The 26,239-nt window shown below is 53.9% G+C and carries 26 protein-coding genes and 1 tRNA gene; 18 read left to right on the forward strand and 9 right to left on the reverse strand.

From position 1 onward, the window contains the following. Nucleotides 1–294: 294 nt before the first annotated feature. From BTJ40_RS05345 to BTJ40_RS05355, 3 genes are all read right to left on the reverse strand, one after another. A complete protein-coding gene (locus BTJ40_RS05345) occupies nucleotides 295–2,109 on the reverse strand; it encodes a hypothetical protein (RefSeq protein WP_157953903.1) in 1,815 nt (604 codons plus the stop codon). Nucleotides 2,110–2,663: 554 nt separating this feature from the next. Further along, nucleotides 2,664–3,014, reverse strand: a complete 351-nt coding sequence (gene tnpB / locus BTJ40_RS05350) for an IS66 family insertion sequence element accessory protein TnpB (RefSeq protein ID WP_108732119.1) — start codon at nucleotides 3,012–3,014, stop codon at nucleotides 2,664–2,666. Nucleotides 3,015–3,019: 5 nt separating this feature from the next. After that, a complete protein-coding gene (locus tag BTJ40_RS05355; protein WP_108732120.1) occupies nucleotides 3,020–3,346 on the reverse strand; it encodes a hypothetical protein in 327 nt (108 codons plus the stop codon). On the opposite strand from BTJ40_RS05355, the gene BTJ40_RS22180 reads away from it, so the two are divergent. Next, nucleotides 3,345–3,506 carry a hypothetical protein gene (locus BTJ40_RS22180; protein WP_157953904.1) on the forward strand — a complete coding sequence of 54 codons (162 nt, stop codon included), beginning with the start codon at nucleotides 3,345–3,347 and terminating at the stop codon, nucleotides 3,504–3,506. The genes BTJ40_RS05355 and BTJ40_RS22180 overlap by 2 nt on opposite strands. Before the next feature lie 32 nt (nucleotides 3,507–3,538). Here BTJ40_RS22180 and BTJ40_RS05360 read toward each other — a convergent pair whose 3' ends face one another. Further along, nucleotides 3,539–4,417 carry a LysR family transcriptional regulator gene (locus BTJ40_RS05360; RefSeq protein WP_108732121.1) on the reverse strand — a complete coding sequence of 293 codons (879 nt, stop codon included), beginning with the start codon at nucleotides 4,415–4,417 and terminating at the stop codon, nucleotides 3,539–3,541. A 109-nt stretch (nucleotides 4,418–4,526) separates the two neighbouring features. On the opposite strand from BTJ40_RS05360, the gene BTJ40_RS05365 reads away from it, so the two are divergent. From BTJ40_RS05365 to BTJ40_RS05375, 3 genes are all read left to right on the forward strand, one after another. Continuing rightward, a complete protein-coding gene (locus BTJ40_RS05365; RefSeq protein WP_108732122.1) occupies nucleotides 4,527–5,159 on the forward strand; it encodes an MBL fold metallo-hydrolase in 633 nt (210 codons plus the stop codon). Between the two features lie 123 nt (nucleotides 5,160–5,282). After that, nucleotides 5,283–5,651 carry a DUF1330 domain-containing protein gene (locus BTJ40_RS05370; protein WP_108732123.1) on the forward strand — a complete coding sequence of 123 codons (369 nt, stop codon included), beginning with the start codon at nucleotides 5,283–5,285 and terminating at the stop codon, nucleotides 5,649–5,651. 546 nt (nucleotides 5,652–6,197) lie between these two features. Next, the gene (locus tag BTJ40_RS05375; RefSeq protein ID WP_108732124.1) at nucleotides 6,198–6,572 is read left to right on the forward strand and encodes a hypothetical protein; all 375 of its coding nucleotides are present in this window, start codon (nucleotides 6,198–6,200) and stop codon (nucleotides 6,570–6,572) included. A 431-nt stretch (nucleotides 6,573–7,003) separates the two neighbouring features. Here BTJ40_RS05375 and BTJ40_RS05380 read toward each other — a convergent pair whose 3' ends face one another. Together BTJ40_RS05380 and BTJ40_RS05385 are read right to left on the reverse strand one after the other, a co-directional pair. Continuing rightward, nucleotides 7,004–7,261, reverse strand: coding sequence for a hypothetical protein (locus tag BTJ40_RS05380; RefSeq protein WP_108732125.1), 258 nt, complete (start codon nucleotides 7,259–7,261; stop codon nucleotides 7,004–7,006). Between the two features lie 590 nt (nucleotides 7,262–7,851). Then, nucleotides 7,852–7,938, reverse strand: a tRNA-Leu gene (locus tag BTJ40_RS05385). A 178-nt stretch (nucleotides 7,939–8,116) separates the two neighbouring features. Here BTJ40_RS05385 and queA point away from each other — a divergent pair. The 4 genes from queA (at nucleotide 8,117) to secF (ending at nucleotide 13,424) form a co-directional block, all read left to right on the forward strand. Next, nucleotides 8,117–9,190, forward strand: coding sequence for a tRNA preQ1(34) S-adenosylmethionine ribosyltransferase-isomerase QueA (gene queA / locus BTJ40_RS05390; RefSeq protein ID WP_108732126.1), 1,074 nt, complete (start codon nucleotides 8,117–8,119; stop codon nucleotides 9,188–9,190). Next, on the forward strand, nucleotides 9,187–10,323 hold the full coding sequence (gene tgt, locus BTJ40_RS05395) for a tRNA guanosine(34) transglycosylase Tgt (RefSeq protein WP_202862861.1): 1,137 nt from the start codon (nucleotides 9,187–9,189) through the stop codon (nucleotides 10,321–10,323). Before queA ends, tgt begins: the two co-directional genes overlap by 4 nt. Before the next feature lie 219 nt (nucleotides 10,324–10,542). Further along, entirely contained in the window at nucleotides 10,543–12,411 is a 1,869-nt protein-coding gene (gene secD / locus BTJ40_RS05400; protein WP_108732127.1) for a protein translocase subunit SecD, read from the forward strand. 11 nt (nucleotides 12,412–12,422) lie between these two features. Next, on the forward strand, nucleotides 12,423–13,424 hold the full coding sequence (secF, locus tag BTJ40_RS05405; protein ID WP_108732128.1) for a protein translocase subunit SecF: 1,002 nt from the start codon (nucleotides 12,423–12,425) through the stop codon (nucleotides 13,422–13,424). A gap of 105 nt (nucleotides 13,425–13,529) precedes the next feature. Here secF and BTJ40_RS05410 read toward each other — a convergent pair whose 3' ends face one another. The 3 genes from BTJ40_RS05410 to pyrC form a co-directional block, all read right to left on the reverse strand. Continuing rightward, the gene (locus BTJ40_RS05410) at nucleotides 13,530–13,724 is read right to left on the reverse strand and encodes a hypothetical protein (RefSeq protein WP_108732129.1); all 195 of its coding nucleotides are present in this window, start codon (nucleotides 13,722–13,724) and stop codon (nucleotides 13,530–13,532) included. A 168-nt stretch (nucleotides 13,725–13,892) separates the two neighbouring features. Beyond that, on the reverse strand, nucleotides 13,893–14,564 hold the full coding sequence (gene rnt, locus BTJ40_RS05415; protein WP_108732130.1) for a ribonuclease T: 672 nt from the start codon (nucleotides 14,562–14,564) through the stop codon (nucleotides 13,893–13,895). A gap of 130 nt (nucleotides 14,565–14,694) precedes the next feature. Continuing rightward, nucleotides 14,695–15,726: a dihydroorotase gene (pyrC, locus tag BTJ40_RS05420; protein ID WP_108732131.1), complete on the reverse strand. Its 1,032-nt coding sequence runs from the start codon at nucleotides 15,724–15,726 to the stop codon at nucleotides 14,695–14,697. A gap of 319 nt (nucleotides 15,727–16,045) precedes the next feature. Between pyrC and BTJ40_RS05430 the strand changes: the two genes are divergently transcribed. The 10 genes from BTJ40_RS05430 to BTJ40_RS05475 all read left to right on the forward strand — a co-directional run bounded on the left by BTJ40_RS05430 (nucleotide 16,046) and on the right by BTJ40_RS05475 (nucleotide 26,231). Then, a complete protein-coding gene (locus tag BTJ40_RS05430; RefSeq protein WP_108732133.1) occupies nucleotides 16,046–17,266 on the forward strand; it encodes an argininosuccinate synthase in 1,221 nt (406 codons plus the stop codon). Between the two features lie 155 nt (nucleotides 17,267–17,421). Next, nucleotides 17,422–18,876, forward strand: coding sequence for a cytochrome-c oxidase, cbb3-type subunit I (gene ccoN, locus BTJ40_RS05435; RefSeq protein ID WP_108732134.1), 1,455 nt, complete (start codon nucleotides 17,422–17,424; stop codon nucleotides 18,874–18,876). Nucleotides 18,877–18,887: 11 nt separating this feature from the next. Next, nucleotides 18,888–19,505: a cytochrome-c oxidase, cbb3-type subunit II gene (gene ccoO / locus BTJ40_RS05440; protein ID WP_108732135.1), complete on the forward strand. Its 618-nt coding sequence runs from the start codon at nucleotides 18,888–18,890 to the stop codon at nucleotides 19,503–19,505. 18 nt (nucleotides 19,506–19,523) lie between these two features. Then, nucleotides 19,524–19,757: a cbb3-type cytochrome c oxidase subunit 3 gene (locus tag BTJ40_RS05445; RefSeq protein ID WP_108732136.1), complete on the forward strand. Its 234-nt coding sequence runs from the start codon at nucleotides 19,524–19,526 to the stop codon at nucleotides 19,755–19,757. Further along, nucleotides 19,757–20,665, forward strand: a complete 909-nt coding sequence (gene ccoP, locus BTJ40_RS05450) for a cytochrome-c oxidase, cbb3-type subunit III (protein ID WP_108732137.1) — start codon at nucleotides 19,757–19,759, stop codon at nucleotides 20,663–20,665. The genes BTJ40_RS05445 and ccoP overlap by 1 nt, the downstream gene beginning before the upstream one ends. Nucleotides 20,666–20,803: 138 nt before the next feature. Next, nucleotides 20,804–22,222 (forward strand): cytochrome c oxidase accessory protein CcoG, encoded by a 1,419-nt coding sequence (gene ccoG, locus BTJ40_RS05455; protein ID WP_238152143.1) that lies wholly within the window; start codon nucleotides 20,804–20,806, stop codon nucleotides 22,220–22,222. 85 nt (nucleotides 22,223–22,307) lie between these two features. After that, the gene (locus tag BTJ40_RS05460; RefSeq protein ID WP_108732138.1) at nucleotides 22,308–22,832 is read left to right on the forward strand and encodes a FixH family protein; all 525 of its coding nucleotides are present in this window, start codon (nucleotides 22,308–22,310) and stop codon (nucleotides 22,830–22,832) included. Beyond that, nucleotides 22,829–25,261, forward strand: coding sequence for a heavy metal translocating P-type ATPase (locus BTJ40_RS05465; RefSeq protein ID WP_108732139.1), 2,433 nt, complete (start codon nucleotides 22,829–22,831; stop codon nucleotides 25,259–25,261). The genes BTJ40_RS05460 and BTJ40_RS05465 overlap by 4 nt, the downstream gene beginning before the upstream one ends. 34 nt (nucleotides 25,262–25,295) lie before the next feature. Further along, the gene (ccoS, locus tag BTJ40_RS05470; RefSeq protein WP_108732140.1) at nucleotides 25,296–25,481 is read left to right on the forward strand and encodes a cbb3-type cytochrome oxidase assembly protein CcoS; all 186 of its coding nucleotides are present in this window, start codon (nucleotides 25,296–25,298) and stop codon (nucleotides 25,479–25,481) included. Then, a complete protein-coding gene (locus tag BTJ40_RS05475) occupies nucleotides 25,482–26,231 on the forward strand; it encodes a sulfite exporter TauE/SafE family protein (RefSeq protein ID WP_108732141.1) in 750 nt (249 codons plus the stop codon). Nucleotides 26,232–26,239 lie beyond the last annotated feature (8 nt).

Here is a 26,239-nt window from a genome sequence, read left to right on the forward strand (position 1 = left end):
CAGTGGTGCTATCCCAGTACTCTAAATACAACTCTCACCTACCATCTGGTAAGATCGCTTACGCTTGAGTGCAAAATTTAATTGCCAGATTAATAGCTATTCCTTCATGGTGTTTCGTCACCATTCATCGCCTTTCTTCCACAACCGTTGCTAGTTAAAGAAAAATTCTAAGTACAACGCAAGGAATTAAAGCAGCCAAAACGGATCCTATCAGCCGTCGTGGTCGTGGTGGCTCCGGCCGTTGGAGAAATGGTGTTGCGAATGGTGGTCGCGCCGATCACCGGAATCGTGCTCTCAACGGCCCGCCGATCCGCTTTCAGCGAGGGCACCCGGCATCGGAAAGCGTACCGTAAGAGTACTGTTGGGCGGTAGCGTATAGATGAAGGCATTCGATAGCATCGACACGCTCGCGGTCGCAATACCATTGGTCGAGTAGGTGCAGCCGCTATAGCTGCCGTTGGCGATGGTCCCGCCCTGGATCTGCACCGCTTGCGAGACGGCCGTGGCCGTCGGGTTGACTAAGCTGACCACGACAGCCCCGGCCGTCGGGTTGACGAAGCCCGCGCCAGGCACCCTGAGCGTCGGGTCCCAGCTCGGTGCTAGGGCCGTCCAGCCGGACTGAACTCCCGTGGTATCCACGGTGCAGCCCCCCGCCGTAGAGGTGAGCGGGGCGCTTAGCGACTGGAGCGCGTAAAAGGCGGGCCGCCTAGGGGCGGAGCCGATAAACCTCCCTGCGGCGAGGCCCCACGCCGAGCCGTCCTTATCATCGGCGATCCAGTAGAGGCCGCCGGAAACCCCGAGATTGGCGAGTGCCAGCAGGTTCTCGACGACACGAACGCCGAAGCCTGTCGAGTTGGAGGAAGCACACTGGTCGTTGTGATTGAGAGGCGAGATGAGCGAAGTGCAACCGGCCGGCAGGGGAGCGCCCGGGAAGTCCAGTCCCACCGTGGCGAACTCGGTCACGAAGAAGGGCAGATCGGCGCGGCCCCGCGCTGTATCTATGAAGCTTTGCCACTTCGTGAAAACGCCGGCGTCGTTGTCGTTATAGGCGTGGGCCGACCATCCGGCGAGCCGGGAGACCGCCGCGGCAGACATGTCCTGCACCCACTGGATAGTGCCATTAGCCTGAGTGGCCGCCTCCATCACGTTAACGCCGGGACCGATGATCCCGATCCCGGCGAGGGCGGAATAGTTCGGGTCCGAGGCCATGCTCGCCAGGCTGTCGGCTACCGCGATGACCAGTGTGCCGTAGTCCTGCGGCGCGATGTAGTCGAACTGATTTGGGTTCTGCACGGGCGTCACGTTTGGCTCGTTGGCGAGCTCGATATACTTCGGCATGTCGACGCCGTTATCGTGGAGGTATTGGAGCAATGCGATCCAAAAGGCGGCAAAGTCCTTTATGTTGACCAGGCCGGTGTTGTCGCGATAAACGCTGGGAATATTGAAGAAGCTCAGGACGATCGATGCCCCGCGCGCGTGGTTGGTGTTAATGGTGTCCTGGGCGTTGCGCAGGTGCCAGGGCGCCGGCTGTCCGTTGATCTGAAGCGGGAAATACTGCGCGATATAGTCGTAGAATGCCTTCTCGTCCGGCGTTTGGCCGGCGGGCGTCACCGGCGGGGCATGCGGTACCTGGTTCCAGTCGGGCCCGACCACGGTGCGGACGAGCGGCGTGGCCAGTTCCAGATTCACCAAGGTCCCGACCTCATTGTCCGGCGGTTGCGAGTTCTCCGCGGCCATATTGGTGCCTATCCCGACGAAGGGATGCGCGGTTAAGTTGCCGACATCGAGGACCATCACCGGCGGCGCGGTGAACCCGCAGCAGAGCATGCCCGCGGGGCAGCTCGAGCAGATGGCATCCAGCAGATACTGGACCAGGTGAGGCCAGTCGCTGTGCGCGCCTAGCCCGAGCGTTCGCAAGCGCTGGGGATCATACGGGGAGACATGGTCGAACTCCACCGCCATGCCGTGCCTAGCATGGCCATCCGTCGCATTGGTCGCCGGTGCGGCGAGCAGCAGGGGCCCGGCGATGAGGAGCGGCGCGAATGAGACGACGAGGACTCGGCGCCACAATGCGGCGAGGCGTCCACCGCATTGTGGCGCCGGTGCCACCCGGTTGCCTTTGCAACGGATTGATCCCTTCCCACCTGAATTCCGGATAAGTACTTCGGGCACTGTGTCCCACATGGATCTCGTGAGCATCTCGTCGCTTCCTTACAGGAGATTTGATTACCGTTAGAAGTGAGTTTAGAGAAGAATCCTCAAGAGCGATGGAGCTAGGCTTCGGATAAGTTCAAGAGCAGAAGTGTACCTCGCACCGTTTTCGGCGCCAGCCCCAGCGGGCGCGGAGTGAAGGGTTAAGAAAACCTTGGCAGTTCCGCAGTGCGTGTGCTCGGCACTTGTTTTGCTGTGAGTGAGGATTCTATTTGAGACACTCAAGTTGGGGCGTAAGCGATCTTACTAGATCGTGGGTATGAGTTGTATTTAGAATACTGGGATAGCGCCGTTGAATGCCAACTGCTCGCATCGTTGGAGTGAGAGTTTGAGTTCACATGTGAGTTGTTCAACCTGGCACTGTAGCGTATCACCAGTAGCCATTGGGTTTTCCGATGTTAATTTATGTGTGGATTATACTATGGGAAACTATTTTCCAGGCTCTATACATATCAATAAAAGCGTGAAAAATAGAGTTTTTCTGGTTCTTCTTGCTGAGTAAAGTCCAACTCGGAAAGCAGCCACTGTAGCTGTGAAATCGACAACTCTATAGCGTCATTTGAAATGCCAGGAAAGACAAATCTCGACTTCTCATTTCGCTTATACAGGAGCCAGAATCCATTATCTTCCCAGTAGAGCATACGAATTTTATCAGCCTTTTTGTTACGAAAAACAAAGAGCTGACCGGATGACGGATCTTTGTGTAACGTATCAGCCACCAGCAGAACAATACCATCAATCTGTTTCCTGAAATCGATGGGCTGACGGTAAAACCAGACTTTGCTGTTAAACGGTAGCCACATCGTATTTACAGGTCCATAAGGCCCGGAATTTGCGCCAACAACACCGGGCTATTGATCACCAGCTTTATGCCATTAGGAAACTCAAATATACCCAGGTTTCCCGTAGTGGCTGTGGAAGACTTGATATCCACGGGAACAAAGTCAGGGCTATCAGACCCCGAAGTTTGTTCAGTTAGTTTGCGGTACCAGTAGAGGAACTGGCTGTAGTTTAGGTTGTGCTTACGAGTATAGGCGCGCTTGGATTGAGAGCTTTTCTTGTAGGCCCTGACATGACTTTGCCATTGCTGCTGATTCTTGGGGCTTCCCTCCGAAGTTGATGGAGCGGGTATCATGGCAGACCGTCAAAGCAAATTGAATAATGTGGTTCATGTACCGCTTACCTCTATTTGCTTGGTTATTTATATAATGTTTGATCCGGTATTTTGTGCGGTGTCAATATGGGTGGTGCTTGAAGTTACTACTTTTGTGGGTGTCCGGGATTGTTTTGATTGACCCAAATTTAAAATGGGTATCTTCTGAGCAGGCTAGTCCAATAACTTTATCAATACATCAGACAACCATTTTACCGCGGGTCCCATTGCCTGATTTTTTTGAGTAACCCGATCAACAGGCGTAGTCCAAGGCTTGTCATCAAGTCGCATGGGGAGTTTATAAAGTTCTCCAAGATTTACTGGTTTTTCGATCAGGTGAGAAGGCAGGTAGGCCCAGCCAATTCCTTGCTTGATGAGTTCAAGCATGGAGGGGATGCTGTTAGATGTCCATATCATCGATGACACATGAACTTCATGATCTAGTCCATCTCCGTTCACACCGCGCAAAATGAACTGAGTGTGGGCGGCCAAATGTGATATCTCTACGCTGTCCAATTTGGTTAGCGGATGCGTTGTACTACACACGGCTTGAACAGTGATATTGCCGGCAAAACATACATCAACTTCCCGCTTATAAGCCATATTCGAAAACATCAGTCCAATATCTACACGCCCATCGTCCACAAGCTGAATAATATCTGGGCTCGCAACGGATAAAAGCTCGACTTCTGTGGCGGGGAAACGTTGCCGAAACTCCAGCAAAATTTGGCCTAATGTTGGGAGGTTAAGAGCGTGTTCTATTGCTAGTCGGACAGCTGTCTCTTCTTGCTTGATGATGGACTGAGCGACAGTGTTCAATTCTTCTGTTTGTTCAAGCACAACCTTGGCGTATCCAAATAGCCTTTGGCCCGCTGCCGTCAAGGTAGGTTTACGTGTCGAGCGATCAAAGAGCTCAACACCTAGGTCAATTTCTAGGTTAGCTATACCTTGGCTAATAGCGGACTGTGCTTTACCCAGTTTTCGTGCGGAGGCTGAGAATGAGCCGGTATCAACGGCCTCCACAAACATCCGGAGCTGTTCGAGGTTATACATATCAGAATATCTGATGGTAACTATCTTTAATCTATCTGCTTATTGTATATGCTTTGGCCAATCAATACTCAAGTACAGCCCTGGTTTCCAGAGCCAGGGGGAAAGGGCAATGAAGCAGTTATATCCCGATTTGTGGCAATCGAAGCGCTATAGCTCCGGAATACTCAACACCCATGCTTATCTTTTGCGGCACCCTGACGGTAATATCCTTATTTACAATACCGGTGACTCTGAAGACCTTGATCATATAGAGCTGCTAGGTGGTGTTCGCTATCAATTGCTTTCACACCGCGATGAAGCGGGTGAATCGCTCAAGCGTATTCAGCAACGTTTTGGCTCAATACTGATGTTTACTAAGTATGAAGCAGTTGCAATCAACCACTACGCGAAAGCGGACCGCTACTTCAATGAAGGTGATTATCAGCTCGGTGATCTTACGGTACTGGAAACCCCAGGACATACAGATGGTAGTGTCTGCTTTGTCTACCAATCCCCGTATGGCAAAACTTACCTTTTTACCGGTGATACGCTTTTTCAGTGGAACAGAAAGTGGTCAACACTGGTGATTAAGAAAGCTGGTGGCAGCGAAGCGTTATTGGTCAAGAGTCTATTGAAGCTGAGAAGAGTGCAGCCTGACGTTGTGATGAGCAGCGGTTTTGTCGGTGAGGTGGGACTGGTAGAGCCCACGCATGATGAATGGATTACGGCTATTGATACTCAAATAACTCGATTGAAAGGGTAGTGGCCCCTTGATTAATACATATTTGAAAAGTCTTCAGAGAGAAGTGGCTTAAAAAAATTATATTGTCACGCGGCACCGAGCTGTGTGGCGAAATTTCCGCGATAAATATTGAGGAGTAATGATATGGCTAAACAAAAGCCCGCTTATCTGGTTGCCAGCTCTTTTATGGAGAAAGGCCACGGATCACTCGATGCCTATGCAAAGGCAACCCACCCGCTGATGGAAAAATACGGTGGTGAACTACTGGTTGCTGGAAGCCCTGAGCAGTTTATGGATCATTACGAAGGGGAGTGGAAAGAGGGAGCGCGCTTTACTTTGTTTAGATTCCCCTCCATGGAAGCGTTACAGAGTTTTTGGAATTCGAAAGAGTATCAAGCTGTAAAACACCTTCGTACCGATGTTACGCCGCCTAACTTCACTTTTGGTGTGGAAAGCTTTGATATGGAGGATTGGATGAGTGAACATCCGACGCAAGCTACCCCCGCTAAATAATTGAAGGAGATTAGGTTATTTTTAGTCGAACTGCTTAAAAGTTATGAAGCACTATTATGAATAGCGCTTTAAGCTACTGATTTTGAGGATGCACAAAATTAGTAGAGCTGTTTATAGCGAAGATTGAAGTCAGATTATGCATCCTGGATTCAATCCACTCACGAAGATGCTCATAGTTTTTACCAGACTGTAAATCTATTTCGCAGAGAAAAGCTCTTAGCACACAGCGGAAGACGCTGTAGTAATAGGGGGTGGCCGCTAGGGAGATTTGAGCACTGAGTGGAAGAGGCATTGGTTATCTTCTATCTGGTTGGCTATCTATAGTAATTTATCTGATATCAATATGGCCTGCGCTTAGAATTATTGATTTTGTGGGTATCCAGAATTGTTCAGAAGTTAGATAGTGGAGGAGTCGGGGGTGTTGCACCATTTAATGATGTATTTAATAAAAGCGAGTTGTGTGATAAATATTTGCAGTGCTTTGCCGATCATAAGATAATTGGCATTCGATTTCTTTGGAGATAAAGATAATGGGGGTTTACAATTATGTTTAACAATTTTTTCCATCTGAAAACCATATTAGCAGCATGTTTGATGCTGACTACAAGTGAGGCCTACTCTTATTCGGTAGATAAGACACCTGTAGAATACCTAAGAACTTATAAAACATATGCTATTGCGACCCTGACTAATGAAGCTGCAAATCCAAATGGGTGCACTATGACTTATAAGGATTATGGTGCTGGTAGATATATTGCCGTTGAATTTGATTCTACAGAAGGGAAGGAAATGTACAGTGCATTATTGGCTGCATACTTAAGTGGTAGCGAGGTTGCCTTTGGCGCTCATGACGGCCAATGCAAAGTTTGGTCAGAGGACAATACTATCCCTATAGCGTATCGAATTGACATAATTCGCTAAGGCTATTAAAGCTTTTACAGTAACTATGTGACTGCACTTTGATGTGTGGGCGGGGAGATAGTCTAACCTATATACCTAGCAGCGGGATAAAATAGTGGAGCTGAGATGCAAAGTTAGCTAATTGGGTTTGGTTTGGGTTTTCCTGATTTAGGCGGCTTTGCGCCGTCTTTCAGTTTTTTCCTTTCTGTGAATATTCGTTGTCACTATTCACGCTCAAAATATTCCCATGAAACTATAGAGCTTTTGCTTTATTGTTCTCTATTAGGGTGCGGTACTGAATAGATATCAAACTTAATAGGTGCAAGGGCTTTGTGGGTAGCTTGAGAGTTAACCTTTTATAGGTCCTCATTCTTCATGAAGATTTCTATGTTGGGAATCTATAGGTTTTTTTTCTCGTAGCTGTTTTTCGATTTCCTTCGCGATCTTAATGTTCACGCAAGGTAAGACTCAATATTCAATAGCTGCTTCAGTACATACTCACGTTTTCTGGTGCTTTTCCTGGTGCCGAAACCAAAGGGTTTGGGGGGAAGGCTGGACATTCGAAAGGCGCAGTTTTTGCTGGCGCCGAACAGGATGGGCTCACCTGTTTTCTTATTTCGTAAATCATAAACACCGGGTCCGAAAGGAGCGATGAGGAAGTCACTTTTAGTTGGGTCCGGGAAAGGCTCCCAACTTGTCCATTCGTTCATTGTGATAGCCTTTGTTACTAGTACCTACTAGCACTTATCTGGAGGTAGGATTTGTTACAGAATTAAATTTGTTTAATTTCAGTAGCTTCCACTTTTTTGTTCGGTTAAGTGTCGGCCAAATCCTATCACCCTAAGAGGAAGCTTTAAAACCCGTAGGTATAGAGATCACACACATACCACATCTCAAAACTGTTAAAACGTTTCTAGGGTAATCCAAACCAATAATTTTCTGCCAAGTACCCAGGTCTCTATGGCCTCTCGGTCGGGCTGATAAAAAATAATATATCGACAAGATGGCCCCAGCCTGCCGATTTTCACGCTTTTTTAGTTGATGAAATGTCACAAGCGTCCAGGGCTGGAGCCAGTATGGGCTTTGAGTAAGATTCGGACTTCACTCTTTGAAGAGTTGTGAAGAAAGGTGAAAAACTTGAACGGTTGGAAGGTTTGCGAGGTAGCGAAGTGTCAGTGTGATTTTGCGTTGACACTTTGTTGGCATCTTGGCGTTAACATCAACAAAACAGCCATTTACAAAATGCCTGTGCAAAAACGAAAAAACCCGCGAAAGCCTACGCTATCGCGGGTTTGAGATATGGTACCAGAGGCCGGACTCGAACCGGCACGCTTTTAAGGGCGGGGGATTTTGAATCCCCTGTGTCTACCAATTTCACCACTCTGGCACATTCGCTGCTCGACCTTGGGGTCGGTGCGAAGAGGGCGTGATTATAGCAATGCTTTGGCCGGGGTCAACCAGTGATTTCAATAACTTAGCGCATTTTCTGTCGCCCCAGTTAACAGCTCCTAAAATTTCCTATAACCTTCGCGACCTCTCCATTGTTTCTAGATTTCCAGGATTCCATGCAGCGTCAGGACTTTGACTTTCATCTGCCCGATGAGCTGATCGCCCGCGCGCCCACCGAGGAGCGCCGTGGCAGCCGTCTTTTGTGTCTGGATGGGCCCAGCGGGGCCATTGCACATCGGCAGTTCCCAGATATTCTCGATCAGGTCCAAGCTGGTGACCTGATAGTCTTTAACGATACCCGGGTGATCCCGGCACGTTTGTTTGCGCAGAAGGAGACCGGCGGTAAGTTGGAAATCCTGGTGGAGCGTGTGCTCAACGAGACGGATATCTGGGCCCACGTGCGCTCCAGTAAGTCGCCCAAGCCCGGTTCTACCATCGTCCTTGAAGACGGCACCCGTATAGAGGTGACCGGCCGCAAGGATGCACTGTTTGAATTGTCCTTTCCCAAAGAAGAAGGTGTGCTGGCGATTCTGGATCGCCTCGGCCATATGCCGCTGCCTCCTTATATTGATCGTGAAGACGATGCCAGCGATCGGGAGCGCTACCAAACTGTATACGGCCGCAATGCTGGTGCAGTGGCCGCGCCGACGGCGGGATTGCACTTTGATGATGAAATGATCGGGGCACTGCGGGATAAGGGGGGCGAGGTTGTCTTCGTTACCCTGCATGTGGGTGCCGGTACTTTCCAGCCGGTGCGCGTGGACAATATTTATGAACACCAGATGCACAGCGAAGTGCTGGACGTCTCCCAGGAAGTGGTGGATGCGGTAGCCGCTTGCCGCGCTCGCAATGGCAGCGTGATTGCGGTAGGCACCACCAGCGTGCGCGCGCTGGAAAGTGCGGCGCGCAGTGGCCAGTTACAGGCCACGGTGGGGGAGACAGATATCTTTATTTATCCCGGTTATGAATTCCAGGTTGTGGATAAGTTGGTCACCAACTTCCATCTGCCGGAATCCACTTTGTTGATGCTGGTGAGCGCCTTCGCGGGGTACCAGCATACGATGGCCGCTTATAAGGCCGCAGTTGAGGAGCGCTATCGCTTCTTTAGTTACGGCGATGCCATGTTTATTACCCGCGATCCCAATGCCAAAAAAGAAGAAGTAGCACCAGCGAAAGGAGATACCCAGTGAGCCGCGAATGTTTTATGCAGTTTGAAGTGGATACCACTGATGGCAAGGCCCGTCGCGGCCGCTTGCGTTTTCCTCGCGGTGTGGTGGAAACCCCGGCGTTTATGCCGGTGGGCACTTACGGCACCGTGAAAGGCATGTTGCCGAGGGATATCGAAGGGATTGGTGCACAGATTATTCTGGGCAATACCTTCCACTTGATGCTGCGCCCGGGTACCGAAGTGGTTAAAGCCCACGGCGATCTGCACGATTTTACCCAGTGGTCTGGCCCGATCCTTACCGACTCCGGCGGTTTCCAGGTGTTTAGCCTGGGTGAGCTGCGCAAGATTACGGAAGAAGGGGTTTCCTTCCGTTCACCTATCGACGGCAGCCCGGTATTCCTGGACCCGGAAGAATCCATGCGTGTTCAGCGGGACCTGGGTTCCGATATCGTCATGATCTTCGATGAGTGCACCCCTTATCCGGCCACCACTGACGAAGCGCGTAAATCTATGGAGCTGTCCCTGCGTTGGGCGGAGCGCTCCAAGAAGGCCCACGGCGATAGCCCGTCGGCGTTGTTCGGTATTGTGCAGGGCGGTATGTACCCGGAATTGCGCGATGTCTCCTTGCGCGGTCTGACCGAGATTGGTTTCGATGGCTATGCCATTGGCGGCCTGTCTGTGGGTGAGCCGAAAGAGGAGATGATCAAGGTATTGGATCACCTGGCTCACAAGATGCCGGAAGATAAGCCGCGCTACCTGATGGGCGTGGGCAAGCCGGAGGATATTGTCGAGGCGGTGCGTCGCGGTGTGGATATGTTCGACTGCGTCATGCCCACTCGCAATGCGCGCAACGGCCACCTGTTTACCTTCGAGGGTGTGGTGAAAATCCGCAACGCCAGGCACCGTCACGATACCGGTCCCTTGGAGGAAGAGTGCGATTGCTACACCTGCGAGAATTTCTCCCGCGCATACCTGCACCACCTGGATCGCTGTGGTGAAATTCTCGGTGCGCAACTGAATACGATTCACAATTTGCGCCACTACCAGCGTCTGATGCAAAAGCTGCGCGATGCCATTGCCGCCAATGAACTGGAGGCTTATGTCGCGGAGTTCTACCGCGGTTTGGGCCGCGAGGTTCCAGTGCTGGAGGCCTGATCAGGCGTCGCTTTTACCCTGCCTGGGGTGCTGCTGGTCTCATTGCGGCACCCCTGTAATTTGTCCGTTCCCCCGATCCCCGTATAATCAGCCCCCACTTTTATTGGAGGCGGTGTACCTTGCATTCTGCGTATACTGCCCGCATATCCAGGCAAATTGCTTAGGCAGATTGCCAAGATTTACCGGCCCTCAGGGTCACACTAGAACAATGAGAACAGCATGAATCGCTACCCGATCTGGAAGTACTTTCTGATTCTCGCGGTTGTGGCCTTTGGCCTGATCTACGCCGCGCCCAATCTCTATAAGCCGGACCCTGCCGTACAGATTTCCGGGCAATCCAGTGCGCTCACCATTGGCCCCGATGTCCTTGCGAATGCACAAAAAGCCCTGGATGAAGCGGGCATTGCTCACTTCGGCGGTGAAGTTGGGGATAAGTCAGTACTGATCCGCTTGAGCTCCATGGAGGAGCAGTTGCCGGCTAAGGAGGCGATTCAAAAAGCGCTTGGGACCACTAACTATGTTGTCGCCCTGAACCTGGCTTCCACCACACCCCAGTGGATGAAAGATATCGGTGCGGGCCCGATGAAGCTCGGTCTGGACCTGGCGGGTGGTGTGCACTTCCTGATGGAAGTCGACACCAACACCATTATCAAGAACAACATGGAGAGCTACGAGCAGGAAGTGAAGAGCAAACTGCGCGAAGCTAAGGCCCGTTACCGCAATGTGGAGCTGGTGGATGATCGCGAGATTATTGCCCGCTTCCGCAACGATGAGCTGCGCAGCCTGGCGATGTCCACCATGCGCAAGGAATTCCCACAGCTTCAACTGCGCGAATCCGGCAGTGGTGAAAATCTGGAGGTCCGCGCAACCCTGACCGATCAGGAAATCAAGCAGCTGGAAGATTACGCCGTAACCCAGAACCTCACCACCCTGCGCAACCGGGTGAACGAGCTGGGTGTTGCGGAGCCGATCGTACAGCGCCAGGGCCGCAACCGTATCGTTGTGGAGCTGCCCGGTGTACAGGACACCGCAGAGGCCAAGCGTATTATCGGTAAGACCGCCAACCTCGAATATCGTATGGAAGCCCGCCCGGATGAGCTGGTTTCCAACAAGGAATACTTCGAGTACCGCGATGAACGTCAGGCGCAGATGTACGGCGGTGCCTGGCTGGAACGCCAGATCATTATCAAGGGTGACAGTGTCACCAATGCCCGCGTCGGTTACGACGAGAGCGGCTTCCCGCAGGTAAATATCACCCTCGATGCCCGTGGCGGTGAGATGATGCACCGCGCTACCTGGAAGAATGTGGGTCGCCGTATGGGCACCCTGTTTATCGAGACTCGCTTTGAGCCAGTAACCGAGATCGACGAAAACGGTAACGAAGTTACCGTGCAGAAGCGCACCGAGGAGCGAAAAATTATCAGTCTGGCCACGGTACAGAGTGCCCTGGGCAAGCAGTTCCGGACCACAGGTCTGGACAGCCCGGCCGAAGCCCAGGAGCTGGCCCTGTTGCTGCGTGCCGGTGCCCTGGCTGCGCCGATGTACTTTGTGGAAGAGCGTGTGATCGGCCCATCCCTGGGTGCGGACAACATTAAAGTGGGTATTCAGTCGGTGGAGTACGGCTTGTTGGCGGTACTTATCTGTATGCTGATTTCCTACCGCGTATTTGGTTTGGCGGCGAACCTGGCTCTGGCAGTAAACCTGATCCTGCTGGTGGCGGTGATGTCGATTCTCGGCGCTACCCTCACGCTGCCGGGTATCGCCGGTATCGTACTGACCGTGGGTATGGCGGTGGATGCCAACGTGCTTATCTTCTCGCGAATACGGGAGGAACTCAGGAATGGGATGCCTCCCCAGACAGCGATCAGTGCTGGTTTTGACAATGCCTACAGCACCATTGTGGATGCGAATATCACTACCCTGATTGTGGCAGTGATCCTGTATGCCATCGGCTCCGGCCCGGTGCAGGGCTTCGCGGTAACCCTGTCTATCGGTATTCTCACCTCCATGTTCAGTGCCATCATGGGTACGCGAGCGATTATTAACTTGTTCTACGGCGGTCGCCGTGTGCAGAAGCTCTGGATTTAAGGGAGTCAGTCATGAGTGAGACCAAAGTGGAAAACGGCAAAATTACCGAGTACATGGGCAAGCGCGTCTACGACTTTATGCGCTGGCGCAAAATCGCCGGGATTGTCTCGGTGGTACTGGTACTTTCCTCTATTGCCGCGCTGGCAATTAACGGCCTGAAATTCGGCCTCGACTTTACCGGCGGTACCCAGGTAGAAGTTGGGTACGAGGTAACGCCCTTTATCAGCGATGTGCGTGACCAGCTGGATGCTGCTGGCTACGATGGCGCTACAGTAGTGAATTTTGGATCTGAGAAGGACCTGCTGATCAAGTTGCCACCAGCGGTAACTGAAGAGGAAACCCAGATCAGCGCTACCGATCAGGAAACGACGACACCGATTGGGGACAAGGTGGTGGCTCTGCTGAGAGCGGGCAGCGAGGGCAATGTTGAGCTGCGCCGTGTCGAGATGGTGGGTCCCCAGGTTGGTGCTGAACTGCGCGATGACGGTGGTCTGGGTATGATGGTGGCCCTGTTCCTGGTGATGATTTACGTTGCCCTGCGCTTCCAGTACAAGTTTTCTTTCGGCGCTGTAGCGGCCCTGGGCCACGATGTCATTATCGTGCTGGGCTTCTTTGCGGTAATGGGACTGGACTTCGACTTAACCGTTCTGGCGGCGGTGTTGGCGGTAATCGGTTACTCCCTGAACGATACCATCGTGGTGTCGGATCGTATCCGCGAGAACTTCCGCAAGGTGCGTAAGGCTGACTCTGAGGAGATTATCAATATCTCGATCAGCCAGACCCTAGGCCGTACCTTTATGACATCTTTCACCACCTTGCTGGTGCTTTGGGCACTGCAGTTCTTCGGTGGTGAATTGATCCACAACTTCTCCCTGGCCTTGATCGTGGGTGTGGTTGTGGGTACCTACTCCTCTGTTTATGTGGCTGCCAATGTGCTGATGGCCTTGAATATCAATAAAGAAGATCTGATGCCGCCGGTGAAAGAGGGTGCGGAACTGGAAGAAATGCCCTGATGTGAATGGTCAGTGGCTGCGGTAGCGCAGCCATGGTCGAGCGGCCCCGGCCGCGCTTCGCTGTTGATCAGTGGGGCGCTGTCGGGGTTTTTTATTGGTTGGCGGTTAAGCTCTGGGTTTTTTGCCGAGGGTAATATGCTTGGGGCCGGAGGTGTTGGTCTGGCCACTGACACCCTTGGGTACCTGCTCGATCTCACCGCCACCGGCGAGGAACGCCTTTACCTGCTCCTCGATACTTGCACTGGTCTCAAGGGGAGCGGCTTGTTTGCGATTGGAAGATGAGGAAGGTTTCTTGGCCACGGTGCTATCCGATTTATGTGTAAGCCGGGCATATTACCACGGCTTGCACAAAAAATCACCCAAGTGGCCAGAGTCTGCGCATAGCGAGTGTTTTGTCGACAGTTTTTGAATATTTCTGTCGCTTTTGGATAAGTCGGGCTGTGCAGGCCTGCCCGAAAAATAAAGGGGTTATTCGGTTTCTTCGGTAGCTTCTTCGGTTTCCAGCGGCCAACCGCCCATTTCTTTCCACTTATTCACGATGCCGCAGAACAGGGTTGCGGTTTTCTCTGCGTCGTACTCGGCGGAGTGGGCGCAGTTGTTATCGAACTCAATTCCGGCAACCTGGCAGGCTTTGGCCAGTACGGTCTGGCCGTAGGCGAGGCCGGCGAGGCTGGCAGTATCGAAGCAGGAGAATGGGTGGAAGGGGTTGCGTTTGATGCCGGTCCGCTCGACTGCTGCATTGACAAAGCCCAAGTCGAAGTGGGCATTGTGGGCAACTACGATGGCGCGGGTGCAGCTGTGTTTTTTCACTGCACTGCGAATCTTGCGGAACAGCTCGGGAATAGCGATTTCTTCTGGCCAGGCGTCACGGTCAGGGGATTCCAGGTCGATACCGATAAAGTCGAGGGCAGATTGCTCAACGTTGGCGCCCTCAAAAGGCTCCAGGTGGAAACTGTGGGTCTCCAGCGGGAAGAGGTTGCCGGAATCATCCATGTCGAGGATAACCGCTGAAATTTCCAGCAGCGCATCGGTGCGGGCGTTAAAGCCGCCGGTTTCAAGGTCGATGACCACGGGCAGAAAGCCTCGGAATCGCTGGGCGAGAGAGCTTTTTGGTCCTGTGGGTTCTTCGGCGGGTGTCACGGTGGTTCCTTGTAAATCTTGTCTTCAGGCCAGCAGCATTTGGCGCTGGTGGGGAAGGGTATTGTATTCGAATTGCGGCGCCCGCCGGGAGTGTTCTCCTCGCAGGCGCTGTAATCAGGGCATTCGCCGATTACGCAAGTTGCCAGTTTAAAGTTTCACCGGCTGCGAGGGGAATCAGATTTTCACCACCCATATCCAGTTTTTCCGGCAGGGTCCAGGGGCTCTTGACCAGGGTGATGGTGCCTTCGTTGCGCGGCAGCTCGTAGAAGTCGGGACCGAACTCACTGGCAAAGCCTTCCAGCTTGTCCAGTTTGCCCGCGCGCTCGAATACTTCGGCGTAGAGCTCAATAGCGGAGTAGGCGGTATAGCAGCCGGCGCAACCACAGGAGTGCTCTTTCTTGTGGTCGGCGTGGGGGGCTGAGTCGGTGCCGAGGAAGAACTTCGGATTACCGCTGGTGGCCGCTTCGATCAGTGCATTTTGATGGTAGCCGCGCTTGAGGATCGGCAGGCAGTAAAAATGCGGCTGAATACCGCCGACCAGCATATGGTTGCGGTTGTACAGCAGGTGGTGCGCGGTAATGGTTGCGGCAACACCTTCGCGGGCGCCCTGTACAAACTCTACCGCTTGGGCGGTGGTGATATGCTCAAACACCACTTTCAGCGTGGGGAAATCATCTACCAGGCGGGACAGGGTTTTCTCGATAAAAGCCTGCTCGCGGTCGAAGATATCGATATCGCTGGTGGTGACTTCACCGTGTACCAGCAGCTTCATTCCGCAGGCCTGCATCTCTTCCAGGGCCGGGTAGATGTTGGCGATATCGGTAACGCCGGAATCGGAGTTGGTGGTGGCGCCGGCCGGGTACAGTTTGGCGGCGATAACGCCGGCTTCGTGGGCCTTGCGGACGACGGCAGCGTCGGTCTTGTCGGTGAGGTAGATCACCATCAAAGGTTCGAAGTTGGTGTCGGCAGGAACATGGGCGTTGATACGTTCCTTATAAGCCACTGCACTTTCGGCATCGGTCACAGGGGGTACCAGGTTGGGCATTACAATTACGCGGTGGAATTGTTTTGCGGCGTCGGGCACGGTGCGCCCGAGAGCGGCGCCGTCGCGCAGGTGAATGTGCCAGTCGTCGGGGACGCGAAGGGTAATTTGCTCCGTCATGGTACTCCGTAAAGCTTCTTAGCGTAGTGAGTCGTTGTGCGGCGCGAATGCTACCCGAAGCTGTACAAAATTGCGATGCACGAAAAGGTTAAAAATCAATCAATTGTGCTTACTGGCGCCTTGGCGCTAGTCGATCGCGAGCTTAGGCGCTACAATCGCGCCCCGACAAAGAGTGTGGGTATTGTTGTGCCCGCAATTTACCGATCCTGGGCATATCTCCAAGAATAACTCCCCCAGACCGACACTAGTTTCGCGTAGTGGCATTCCCCGTCTCCGCGTTTTTGTCGCGGCGGCGTATTTCCGGCAGCAGAGGACAGCAATGAGCAAAATCGAAAAGGTGGTACTGGCATACTCCGGTGGATTGGATACGTCAGTAATCGTGCGATGGTTGCAGGAGACTTACGGTTGTGAAGTGGTGACGTTCACCGCTGATATCGGCCAGGGTGAAGAGGTGGAGCCGGCCCGTGCCAAGGCAGAGGCCCTCGGGGTTAAAGAGATTTATATCGACGATCTGCGCGAAGAGTATGTGCGCGATTTCGTTTTCCCGATGTTCCGCGCCAATGCGATATATGAAGGGGAGTACCTTCTGGGTACCTCTATTGCGCGCCCGCTGATCGCCAAACGCCTGATTGAGATTGCCAATGAGACTGGCGCCGATGCCATTTCCCACGGTGCTACCGGCAAAGGTAATGACCAGGTGCGTTTCGAACTGGGCGCCTACGCGCTGAAGCCGGGTATCCAGGTAATCGCCCCCTGGCGCGAGTGGGACCTGAACTCCCGCGAAAAGCTGATGCAGTACTGCGAGCAGCACAATATTCCCGTGGACTTCTCTTCCAGCAAGAAGAAATCCCCTTACTCGATGGATGCCAACCTGCTGCACATCTCATACGAGGGCGGCAACCTCGAAGATCCCTGGGCGGAAGCCGAAGAGGATATGTGGCGCTGGAGTGTGAGCCCCGAGGCGGCTCCGGAAGAACCCACTTACATTACTTTGGGTTTTGAGAAGGGCGACCCCGTTTCTATCGACGGTGAGCGCTTAAGCCCTGCTACTTTGCTTGAGAAGCTGAACAAGTTGGGCGGAGCCAACGGTATCGGTCGTCTGGATATCGTGGAAAACCGCTACGTGGGAATGAAGTCCCGCGGCTGCTACGAAACACCGGGCGGCACCATTTTGATGAAGGCGCACCGCGCCATTGAGTCCATTACCCTGGATCGCGAAGTTGCGCACATGAAGGATTCCCTGATGCCGCGCTACGCCGAGCTGGTTTACAACGGTTACTGGTGGTCCCCGGAGCGCCGTATGCTCCAGGCTGCCATTGATGAGTCCCAGGATGTGGTGAATGGCGAAGTTCGCCTGAAACTGTACAAAGGCAGCGTGAGTGCTGTGGGTCGCCGTTCTGAGGACAGCCTCTTCGATGAGCGTATCGCCACCTTCGAAGATGATGCTGGTGCCTACGACCAGAAAGATGCGGAAGGCTTTATCAAGCTCAACGCCCTGCGCCTGCGCATTGCCGCCGGTAAAGGAAGAAAATTGATTTAGTTGATTTAGATCAGCAATCGCCGGGTGAGAATGCGCTTAAATCCTTATCCGGCCAATAGTAACCGCAGTACCTTACACATTGTGGTTACGCACCTCCTGTGGTGGGCCAGTCCCGCGCAGTGGAACCGAATCTTAAAAGCAACGGAAGTAAAAACATGACGACAACGGTGGCAAAGACCGGCCCTGTGCCGGACTATGACTACAATATCGTGCGCCAGTTCACCATCATGTCCGTGGTCTGGGGCATTTTTGGTATGGGCATGGGCGTATTGATCGCAGCCCAGCTAGCCTGGCCTCAACTCAACGACTTTTGGCAACCCTTCTCGCACTTCGGGCGTTTGAGGCCCCTGCACACAAATGCGGTAATTTTCGCCTTTGGTGGTAGTGTTCTTTTTGCCACTTCTTACTACGTGGTGCAGCGCACCTGTCAGGTCCGCCTCTGGGGTGGCTGGCTGATCCCCTTCACCTTCTGGGGATGGCAGGCGGTTATCGTCGCTGCGGCAATTACCCTGCCGATGGGCTTCACTTCCACCAAGGAATACGCTGAGCTTGAGTGGCCCATCGATATCCTGATCGCGCTGGTTTGGATTGCCTACGCGCTGGTGTTCTTCGGCACCATCATGAAGCGTAAGACTTCCCACATCTACGTGGCGAACTGGTTCTTCGGTGCTTATATCGTCACTATTGCTGTTCTCCATATCGTGAATAACCTGGAGATTCCTGTTGCCCCGTTCAAGTCCTACTCTATCTATTCGGGCACTAAGGACGCAATGATCCAGTGGTGGTATGGCCACAACGCAGTAGGGTTCTTCCTGACAGCTGCCTTCCTCGGCATCATGTACTACTTCGTACCTAAGCAAGCTGGCCGTCCGGTATACTCTTACCAGCTGTCTATCGTTCACTTCTGGGCACTGATCTCCCTGTACGTATGGGCTGGTGGTCACCACCTGCACTACTCAGCGCTGCCCGATTGGGCCCAGAGCCTGGCGATGGTTATGTCCCTGATCCTGCTGGCACCTTCCTGGGGCGGTATGATCAACGGCATCATGACCCTGTCCGGCGCATGGCATAAGCTGCGTACCGACCCGACCCTGCGCTTCCTGGTGGTATCCCTGTCCTTCTACGGTATGTCTACCTTCGAAGGCCCGATGATGTCCATCAAGACTGTAAACGCCCTGTCCCACAATACTGACTGGACTGTTGGCCACGTACACTCCGGTGCTTTGGGCTGGGTTGCCATGATCTCTATTGGTGCCCTGTATCACCTGGTTCCGGTTCTTTGGAAGCGTCGCGAAATGTACAGCTCCAAACTGATCAATGCGCATTTCTGGCTGGCCACTGTGGGTACTGTTCTGTACATCGCCGCTATGTGGGTAAACGGTATTACCCAGGGCCTGATGTGGCGTGCATTCAACGCCGACGGCACCCTGACTTACAGCTTCGTTGAAAGTGTTGTAGCCAGCCATCCGGGCTACGTAGTGCGCTGGATTGGCGGTGCCATGTTCCTGGTGGGTATGCTGCTGATGGCTTACAACGTTTACCGCACGATTACCGAGAAGGTAAACGATGCCGAAGCCGATAACACCGTTCGAGCAGTGCCTGCGGCATAGGAGTTTAGATCGTGAAGAATCATGACCTCGTAGAAAAAAACATCGGCTGGATGATCTTTTTTACCATTGTCGCCATCAGCTTCGGCGCCCTGGTTGAGATCGTTCCGCAGTTCTTTACCAAGGATAACTACACGCCGCTGCCGGGCCAGAAGCCACTGACAGCAATCGAGCTGGAAGGTCGCGATATCTATATTCGCGAAGGTTGTCACGTTTGCCACACCCAGATGATTCGTCCTCTGCGTGCGGAAGTTGAGCGTTATGGCCACTACTCCATGGCTCAGGAATCCGTGTACGAGCACCCCTTCCTGTGGGGCTCCAAGCGCACCGGTCCAGACCTGGCGCGCGTAGGTGGACGCTTCTCTGATGAATGGCAGCGCGCGCACCTGTACAACCCGCGCAGCGTTGTGCCTGAGTCAATCATGCCGGCTTACCCCTGGTTGTTCGACAATGTGGTAACTGGCGAATACACCGCACGTAAGATGGAAGCGCTGCGCCTCGTAGGTGTGCCCTACACCGATGAGGACATCGCCAACGCCGCCGAGCCTTTCAAAGGTGGCAAGGTTATGGAAATCGATGCGCTGGTCGCTTACTTGCAACAGCTGGGTACCCTGGTTACCCAAAAACGCTAAAAGCGAGGAAGGAAGCTCGTGACTATAGAAACTTTGCGGGAAATCGGTCTGGTTCTGGGCTCAGTGGCTTTTCTGGCGATCTGCTGGTGGGCCTTCTCTCCGAAGCGCAAGAAGCGCTTCGAAGAAGATGCCAATTTGCCATTTGCCGATGAAGAGCAACAAGCCGACAAGGATAAGTCGGCCGCTCAGCAGGACGAATCCAATTCCGGGGATAAACCCGGAACCAATCGAAAACAGGGGCAGGACAAGTAATGAGTACATTCTGGAGTGCGTGGGTAATTGTGCTCACCCTCGCCAATCTGGCGTTGATTACCTGGGTGCTGTTCGCCAACCGAAAAGTGGCGGTAGATGATCAGGCAGAACCGGAAAACAAAACAACAGGCCACGTATACGATGGCATCGAGGAGTATGACAACCCACTGCCCAAGTGGTGGTTCATGCTGTTTATCGCCACACTGGTATTCTCTGTTGGATACCTGGTGATCTACCCGGGTATGGGTAACTTCAAGGGCGTTAGCGGTTGGACATCTGTGGGTGCTCTGGAAGCTTCTCAGGCTAAAGCTCAGGAGAGGTTTCACGAGACCTTCGGCAAGTATGTCGATATGCCGATTGAGCAGATTGCACAGAACCCTGAGGCCCTTAAGATGGGTTCCCGAATCTTTGCCAACAACTGTGCCGTATGTCACGGCGCGGATGCCGGTGGTAACTTCGGCTTCCCGAACCTGACTGACAATGCCTGGCTGTACGGCGGCACCCCGGAGAAAATCCTGGAAACCCTGTACAACGGTCGTCAGGGCATGATGCCTCCCCAAGGGCCGGTTATCGGCGAGGAAGGTGTTAGGAATGCTACTGAGTATGTTCTCTCCTTGAACGGCCTGGAGCATGACTCCGCCATGGCCGCCGAGGGCCAGAAGGTATTCAACACCGTATGTATGGCCTGTCACGGTATGGATGCCAAAGGCAACCAAATGCTGGGTGCGCCGAACCTGACCGACAATATCTGGCTGTACGGTAGCAAGCGCGAACAGATTCAACACACTATCCGCGGGGGTCGTTCCAATATGATGCCCGCGCAAAAAGACAAACTGCGTGAAGACAAGATTCGCCTCGTGGCGGCCTATGTCTACAGCCTGTCCCAACAGGAAGATAAGCAGCAGTAATTAACTTTTGAGGCCCGGCATTTGCTGGGCCTTATTTTATCAAGGGACTCCGGGCGCTGCAGGGACGGAGAAAAAAGCCTCAACATAAGTGGCTACCTGGCCCGCGTACAGATGTGCCCGTGCGAGAGTGAGGTTTGTGTGAGTGATTTAATTCCCACCCGTGAGGAACAGGAAGGTGATGGCGAGGTTCGCTATCGCATGCTGTATGAGTCGGAAGACAAAGTTTATATCCGACACATCCGCGGTGTTTACACCCGTATCCGCAAATACACCGGCCTGCCGTTGCTGCTGGCTTTCTTCTTTCTACCCTGGATCAATATCGACGGGCGCCAGTCAGTCTTCTTTGATCTCCCCACCCGTCAATTCCATATTTTCTGGACAACTTTTGGGCCCCAGGATGGTTTTCTACTTGCCTGGTTACTAATTATTGCCGCATTTGCCTTGTTTGCTGTCACCACTCTGCTGGGTAGGGTGTGGTGTGGCTTCACCTGTCCGCAGACCGTCTGGACCATGATGTTTATCTGGGCGGAAAGGATCTGTGAAGGCGATCGCAACAAGCGTATGAAGCTCGATAAGTCGCCCTGGAACCTGGAGAAGGTTCTGCGCAAGGGCGGCACGCACACTATCTGGTTGCTGATCTCACTGGCAACCGCCCTGGCTTTTGTGGGTTATTTCTATGGCGTGCGCGAGCTGGTGGTGGATCTGGCCACATTTAACGCTCACCCGCAGGGTGTTTTCTGGACCGCGTTCTTCACTTTTGCCACTTATATGAACGCCGGCTTCCTGCGTGAGCAGGTGTGTAAATATATGTGCCCCTATGCCCGCTTCCAGTCGGTGATGTACGACGAGGATACGCTGGCGGTCTACTACGATGCCAAGCGGGGTGAGACTCGCGGTCCGCGTAAGAAAAATGTGGATTACAAGGCGGAAGGTATGGGGGACTGTATCGACTGCTACTGGTGTGTCCAGGTCTGCCCGGTGGATATCGATATCCGCGACGGCATGCAGTACGAATGTATCAACTGTGGTCTCTGTGTTGACGCCTGTAACAGCGTTATGGACAAAATGGGCTACGAGCGCGGCCTGATTCGCTTCACCTCTGAGGATGAACTGCAGAGCGGTAAGACCCGCTTCCTGCGTCCGCGATTGTTTGGTTATGCGCTGATCCTGGTTGCTATGACCGGATTGTTCGCTCAGCAGGTAGTGACCCGCAGTCCCATTGAAGCCGAAGTCACCCGCGATCGCGGAAGCCGTATGTTCCGGGAGTCCCAGGGGCTGATACAGAACGTCTACACGGTGAAGATCAACAACATGGATCAGGCTCCCCATGAGTTTTCCATCAAGGTGGTGGGGAACCCTGATTACGATTACTCAGTTCGCAAGCCAAGGACGATTTACCTGGTGCCGGGGGAGATGTTCTCCGTACCTATCCGGGTCAGCGTCCCCAGTGATCAGCTGAAGGAAACCAAGCACGATATCGAGATTGTTGTCCAGGCGGTCGACAATCCTGAGCTGATTGATAAACGCCGAGCGGTGTTTATTGGTCCAAAGCAGTAGACGGGACGCCAATCCCGTTGCAAAGTACGGGCCCGCCCAGGCGGGCTCGACTTTTGTGCACTAACGGTAACTTTTTGGTAACGCGATGAATGAACCAACCCCAAAACCCTGGTACCGGGAACCTTGGGCGTGGATGGTACTGGCACCACTGATTACAGTGGTGGTTGTCTCCACAATCACAGTCTCAATAGCGGTACGTTTTGCTGACGATAAAGTCAGCGATACCTACTACAAAGACAGTCGCATGTATCACTTCAGCGCCGAGCAGGATCTGCGCGCGAAAGAGCTGGGTCTCGCGGCTTTGGTTCAGTTCCAGCCCTCTGATAATGCAGTTGTCGTGGAGCTGAATGGCGATCTCGACTACCCCAAGGCCCTTTTGCTGACATTGAGCCATCCAGTGGAATCGGACCTGGATAAGCATATCGAGTTGTCCCAGCTCTCTGTGGGCCGCTATCAGGGCGCCTTGCCTGAAGGTATTGGAAATCGCTGGTACCTCCGTTTGATGCCGGAACTCGACCCCGATGCCCATCAGGACGCCAACTGGCGCCTGAAAGGCGAAATTAACTTCGATCTCGGCAATGCCGCGCCACTGAACGCTGTAACTCAATGACTTCGTCTTCCTCCAACTGTTATCACTGCGGACTTCCAGTCCCCCGCGGCAGCAACCACTCGGTGGTGATCGAAGGGGTTTCCCGGGAAATGTGTTGTCCCGGCTGTGAGGCGGTAGCCAGCGCCATCGTCTCCGGTGGCCTGGACGGCTTCTATCGTTTCAGGGAAAAAGAGAGTGACAGACCGGAGGAGGCACAACCCCAGGATCGCTGGGTGGCATACGATCTGCCTGAAGTGCAACAGCAGTTTGTCCACGATTGGGATAACGGCAACAAGATTGCCTCGCTGTTGATTAGTGGCATTACCTGTGCCGCCTGTGTCTGGCTGATAGAAAAGCATCTGGGGCAGCTGGACGGGATTGAGAAAGTCTCCGTCAACGCCAGTACACAGCGCGCCCAGATTGGTTTCGATCCCAATAAAATTAAGCCGAGTGAGCTGTTTGGCGAGCTGGAGCGAATCGGCTATCGGCCGGCACCAGCCACTGCGGCGAACCAGGAAAGTGTTATTCAGAGCGAGCATCGCGCCGCCCTGCGCCGCCTGGGTGTGGCTGGGCTCGGCACTATGCAGGTGATGATGTTTGCTATCGCCCTGTATTTTGGCGCTGCGGCCAGCGAAGGTGTCGGCGAGTTTGAGCGCTATTTCCGCTGGGTTTCCCTACTGGTGGCAACGCCAGTGGTTTTCTATGCGGCGCGCCCATTTTTCAGTGCCGCTCTGCGCAGTCTGCGCGCCCAACACCTGAGTATGGATGTGCCGGTGTCCCTGGCGATTGGTATGGCCTATGTCGCCAGCTTTTACGCCACGGTATTCGGCACCGGCGAGGTGTACTTCGAATCTATCTCCATGTTCACCTTCTTCCTATTGTTGGGACGAACGGTGGAGATGCGTGCCCGCCACCGGGCGGGCTTAGCCAGCGGTGGTTTGGCGCAGTTGTTGCCAATGACGGCGGCCAAATACCAAGGGGACGATATTGTCCATGTACCGGTGGCCGCATTGGCCGCTGGGGATAAAGTCTTGTTGCGCCCGGGAGACACTATCCCTGCCGATGGGGAGGTGCTGGAGGGCGTTAGTGGTGTGGATGAATCCCTGCTCAGCGGTGAATCGGCACTGCAACAGAAGTCTGCAGGCAGCCCGGTTTATGCCGGTAGTGTCAACGGCGATTCCACCCTGACTATCCGAATTACGGCAGCGGGGCAGTCGACTCGCCTGTCCGCCATTGAGCGCTTGGTAGAGCGGGCGCAATTAGATAAACCCAACCAAGTGGCCCTGGCAGATCGGGTTGCGGGTATTTTTGTCGGTGTCGTTTTATTCGCGGCACTGGCGGCGTTTGTCGTCTGGTGGCAAATTGATCCCAGTCGCGCTTTTTGGGTATCCCTGTCTGTGCTGGTGGTGACTTGCCCCTGTGCACTGTCGCTGGCAACCCCTGCTGCCCTGGCCTCCGCCACCCTGCGTTTACAGCAGTTGGGACTTCTTGTGGCTGGAGGCAGCCTGCTGGAAACGCTGCCGCGTATTGGCCGGGTGCTGTTCGACAAGACCGGTACCCTGACACGCGGTGAACCGAGAATTTTGCATATTGATTTGCTGCAGGCCAACTGGACCGAGCAGCGGGTTAAGGACGTTGCCGCCGCCCTGGAATCCCAGACCAATCACCCCCTGGCCAGAGCCTTCCGCGCCTGGCGTGGCAATCTCATCGCCAGTGATCTGAAAGTCCATACCGGGGCTGGCCTGGAAGGGCAGATCGAGGGGGACAGTTACCGACTGGGTAAAGCGAGCTTTGTCTCCAGTGAGGAAATTTCCACACCCGAAGGGGAGGGGCAGTGGCTGCTGCTCGGCGACTCCCTGGGCCCTATTGCCTGGATTGCGTTGGGGGATAAGTTAAGGGACTCCGCAACCACCGCCGTTGAGGGTTTGACTGAGCAAGGTCTTTCAGTGGAACTGCTCAGTGGTGACCAGTCTGCGGAAGTTGAGCGGCTGGCAGGGCGAGCGGGTATCGACAACTACCGCGCTGGCGCCTCGCCAGAGGACAAGCTCAGCCATATGAAGCAGCTGCAAAGGGATGGTGAGAAGGTGTTAATGGTGGGGGATGGCATCAATGATGTGCCAGTGCTCTCTGGTGCCGATGCCTCTGTGGCGATGATGTCTGCGGCGGATCTGGCCCAGTCCCGCGCCGATGCCATTTTGCTGAACGGAGATCTCGAAGTGCTGCCCAAAGCTATAGAGCTGGCGCACAAATGCCGCCGAATTGTGCGGCAAAATCTGGCATGGGCTCTGGGCTACAACGTGATTGCCCTGCCGCTGGCATTTTGCGGTCTGGTGCCGCCCTGGGCTGCGGCAATCGGTATGTCCCTGAGTTCTCTGATCGTAGTGCTAAATGCGTTGCGTCTGTCCCGTGGACAGGAAGTCGACGAAAACCCTGTGAGCGCCGCGGCTTAATCCCGTGCTCACAGAAAGAGAGGAGGTGTAACTGATGGAAAGTCTGTATTTCCTGATTCCCATTGCGGTGATTTTGGTTGGCTTTGCGGTGAAGCTCTTTTTCTGGGCCGTGAATAACGGACAGTACGATGACCTGGAAACGGAAGGTCGTCGCATTTTGTTTGATGACGATGATGTTCAGCAGGACAAATCTGACGCGGAAAGGAAGCAGGAGAAGTAAGTGGGGGACTGGGGTTTTTTAGCGGCGGCTCTGGCTATCGGTTTTTTGGGCAGCAGTCACTGCATCGGTATGTGTGGGGGAATCTCCGGAGCGCTGGGAATGGCGGTACCGGGGAAAAAGACTGCTTGGGTGCAGCTGGGCTCTTACCAATTGGGGCGCCTGGGTAGCTATGCGCTGATGGGGGCGCTCGCCGGTGCCCTCGGTGCGGCGATATTGCCCGCTCTCACTCCACTGCGCTTTGCCGCCGGGATTATGCTGATCCTGATGGCGCTGTATATCGGCGGTATCTGGCAGGGATTGGCCTGGATTGAAAAAGGGGGCCGCTACCTTTGGCGCTATGTGCAGCCACTATCGGCCAAATTATTACCGGTTCGCTCTGCGGGGCAGGCATTGGCACTGGGCTCCCTATGGGGCTGGTTGCCCTGTGGTTTGGTTTACAGCGCGCTGACTTTCGCCCTGGCCCAGGGCAGTGCCGAGCGGTCTGCCCTGGCTATGTTTGCTTTTGGTTTGGGCACCGTGCCCGCCATGCTGGCTACTGGCGCTGCCGCAGCGCAGGTGCGTGGCATAGTGCAAAAGCCGGGAGTTCGCTATGGTTTTGCCACAGCGATTTTGCTGTTTGGTATCTGGACCATCTGGGGGGCTATGGGCCACGGTGGACACGGCGAACACACCAGCCACGGGCAAATGAGTGGGATGGAAGCCCCCGCCGAAGACACAGAAGAGCAGGGACACCATCATCACCATCACTAAGCGCAGTG

Origin of the sequence: Microbulbifer sp. A4B17 (genome assembly GCF_003076275.1) — a bacterium.
GTDB lineage: Bacteria > Pseudomonadota > Gammaproteobacteria > Pseudomonadales > Cellvibrionaceae > Microbulbifer.

Excerpts from the sequence above, each read along its gene's own strand:
- tnpB (WP_108732119.1), bottom strand. The coding sequence starts at position 3,014 with ATGTGGCTACCGTTTAACAGCAAAGTCTGGTTTTACCGTCAGCCCATC.
- BTJ40_RS22180 (WP_157953904.1), top strand. The coding sequence starts at position 3,345 with ATGGCAGACCGTCAAAGCAAATTGAATAATGTGGTTCATGTACCGCTT.
- BTJ40_RS05355 (WP_108732120.1), bottom strand. The coding sequence starts at position 3,346 with ATGATACCCGCTCCATCAACTTCGGAGGGAAGCCCCAAGAATCAGCAG.
- BTJ40_RS05360 (WP_108732121.1), bottom strand. The coding sequence starts at position 4,417 with ATGTATAACCTCGAACAGCTCCGGATGTTTGTGGAGGCCGTTGATACC.
- BTJ40_RS05365 (WP_108732122.1), top strand. The coding sequence starts at position 4,527 with ATGAAGCAGTTATATCCCGATTTGTGGCAATCGAAGCGCTATAGCTCC.
- BTJ40_RS05370 (WP_108732123.1), top strand. The coding sequence starts at position 5,283 with ATGGCTAAACAAAAGCCCGCTTATCTGGTTGCCAGCTCTTTTATGGAG.
- BTJ40_RS05375 (WP_108732124.1), top strand. The coding sequence starts at position 6,198 with ATGTTTAACAATTTTTTCCATCTGAAAACCATATTAGCAGCATGTTTG.
- BTJ40_RS05380 (WP_108732125.1), bottom strand. The coding sequence starts at position 7,261 with ATGAACGAATGGACAAGTTGGGAGCCTTTCCCGGACCCAACTAAAAGT.
- queA (WP_108732126.1), top strand. The coding sequence starts at position 8,117 with ATGCAGCGTCAGGACTTTGACTTTCATCTGCCCGATGAGCTGATCGCC.
- secD (WP_108732127.1), top strand. The coding sequence starts at position 10,543 with ATGAATCGCTACCCGATCTGGAAGTACTTTCTGATTCTCGCGGTTGTG.
- secF (WP_108732128.1), top strand. The coding sequence starts at position 12,423 with ATGAGTGAGACCAAAGTGGAAAACGGCAAAATTACCGAGTACATGGGC.
- pyrC (WP_108732131.1), bottom strand. The coding sequence starts at position 15,726 with ATGACGGAGCAAATTACCCTTCGCGTCCCCGACGACTGGCACATTCAC.
- BTJ40_RS05430 (WP_108732133.1), top strand. The coding sequence starts at position 16,046 with ATGAGCAAAATCGAAAAGGTGGTACTGGCATACTCCGGTGGATTGGAT.
- ccoN (WP_108732134.1), top strand. The coding sequence starts at position 17,422 with ATGACGACAACGGTGGCAAAGACCGGCCCTGTGCCGGACTATGACTAC.
- ccoP (WP_108732137.1), top strand. The coding sequence starts at position 19,757 with ATGAGTACATTCTGGAGTGCGTGGGTAATTGTGCTCACCCTCGCCAAT.
- BTJ40_RS05460 (WP_108732138.1), top strand. The coding sequence starts at position 22,308 with ATGAATGAACCAACCCCAAAACCCTGGTACCGGGAACCTTGGGCGTGG.
- BTJ40_RS05465 (WP_108732139.1), top strand. The coding sequence starts at position 22,829 with ATGACTTCGTCTTCCTCCAACTGTTATCACTGCGGACTTCCAGTCCCC.
- ccoS (WP_108732140.1), top strand. The coding sequence starts at position 25,296 with ATGGAAAGTCTGTATTTCCTGATTCCCATTGCGGTGATTTTGGTTGGC.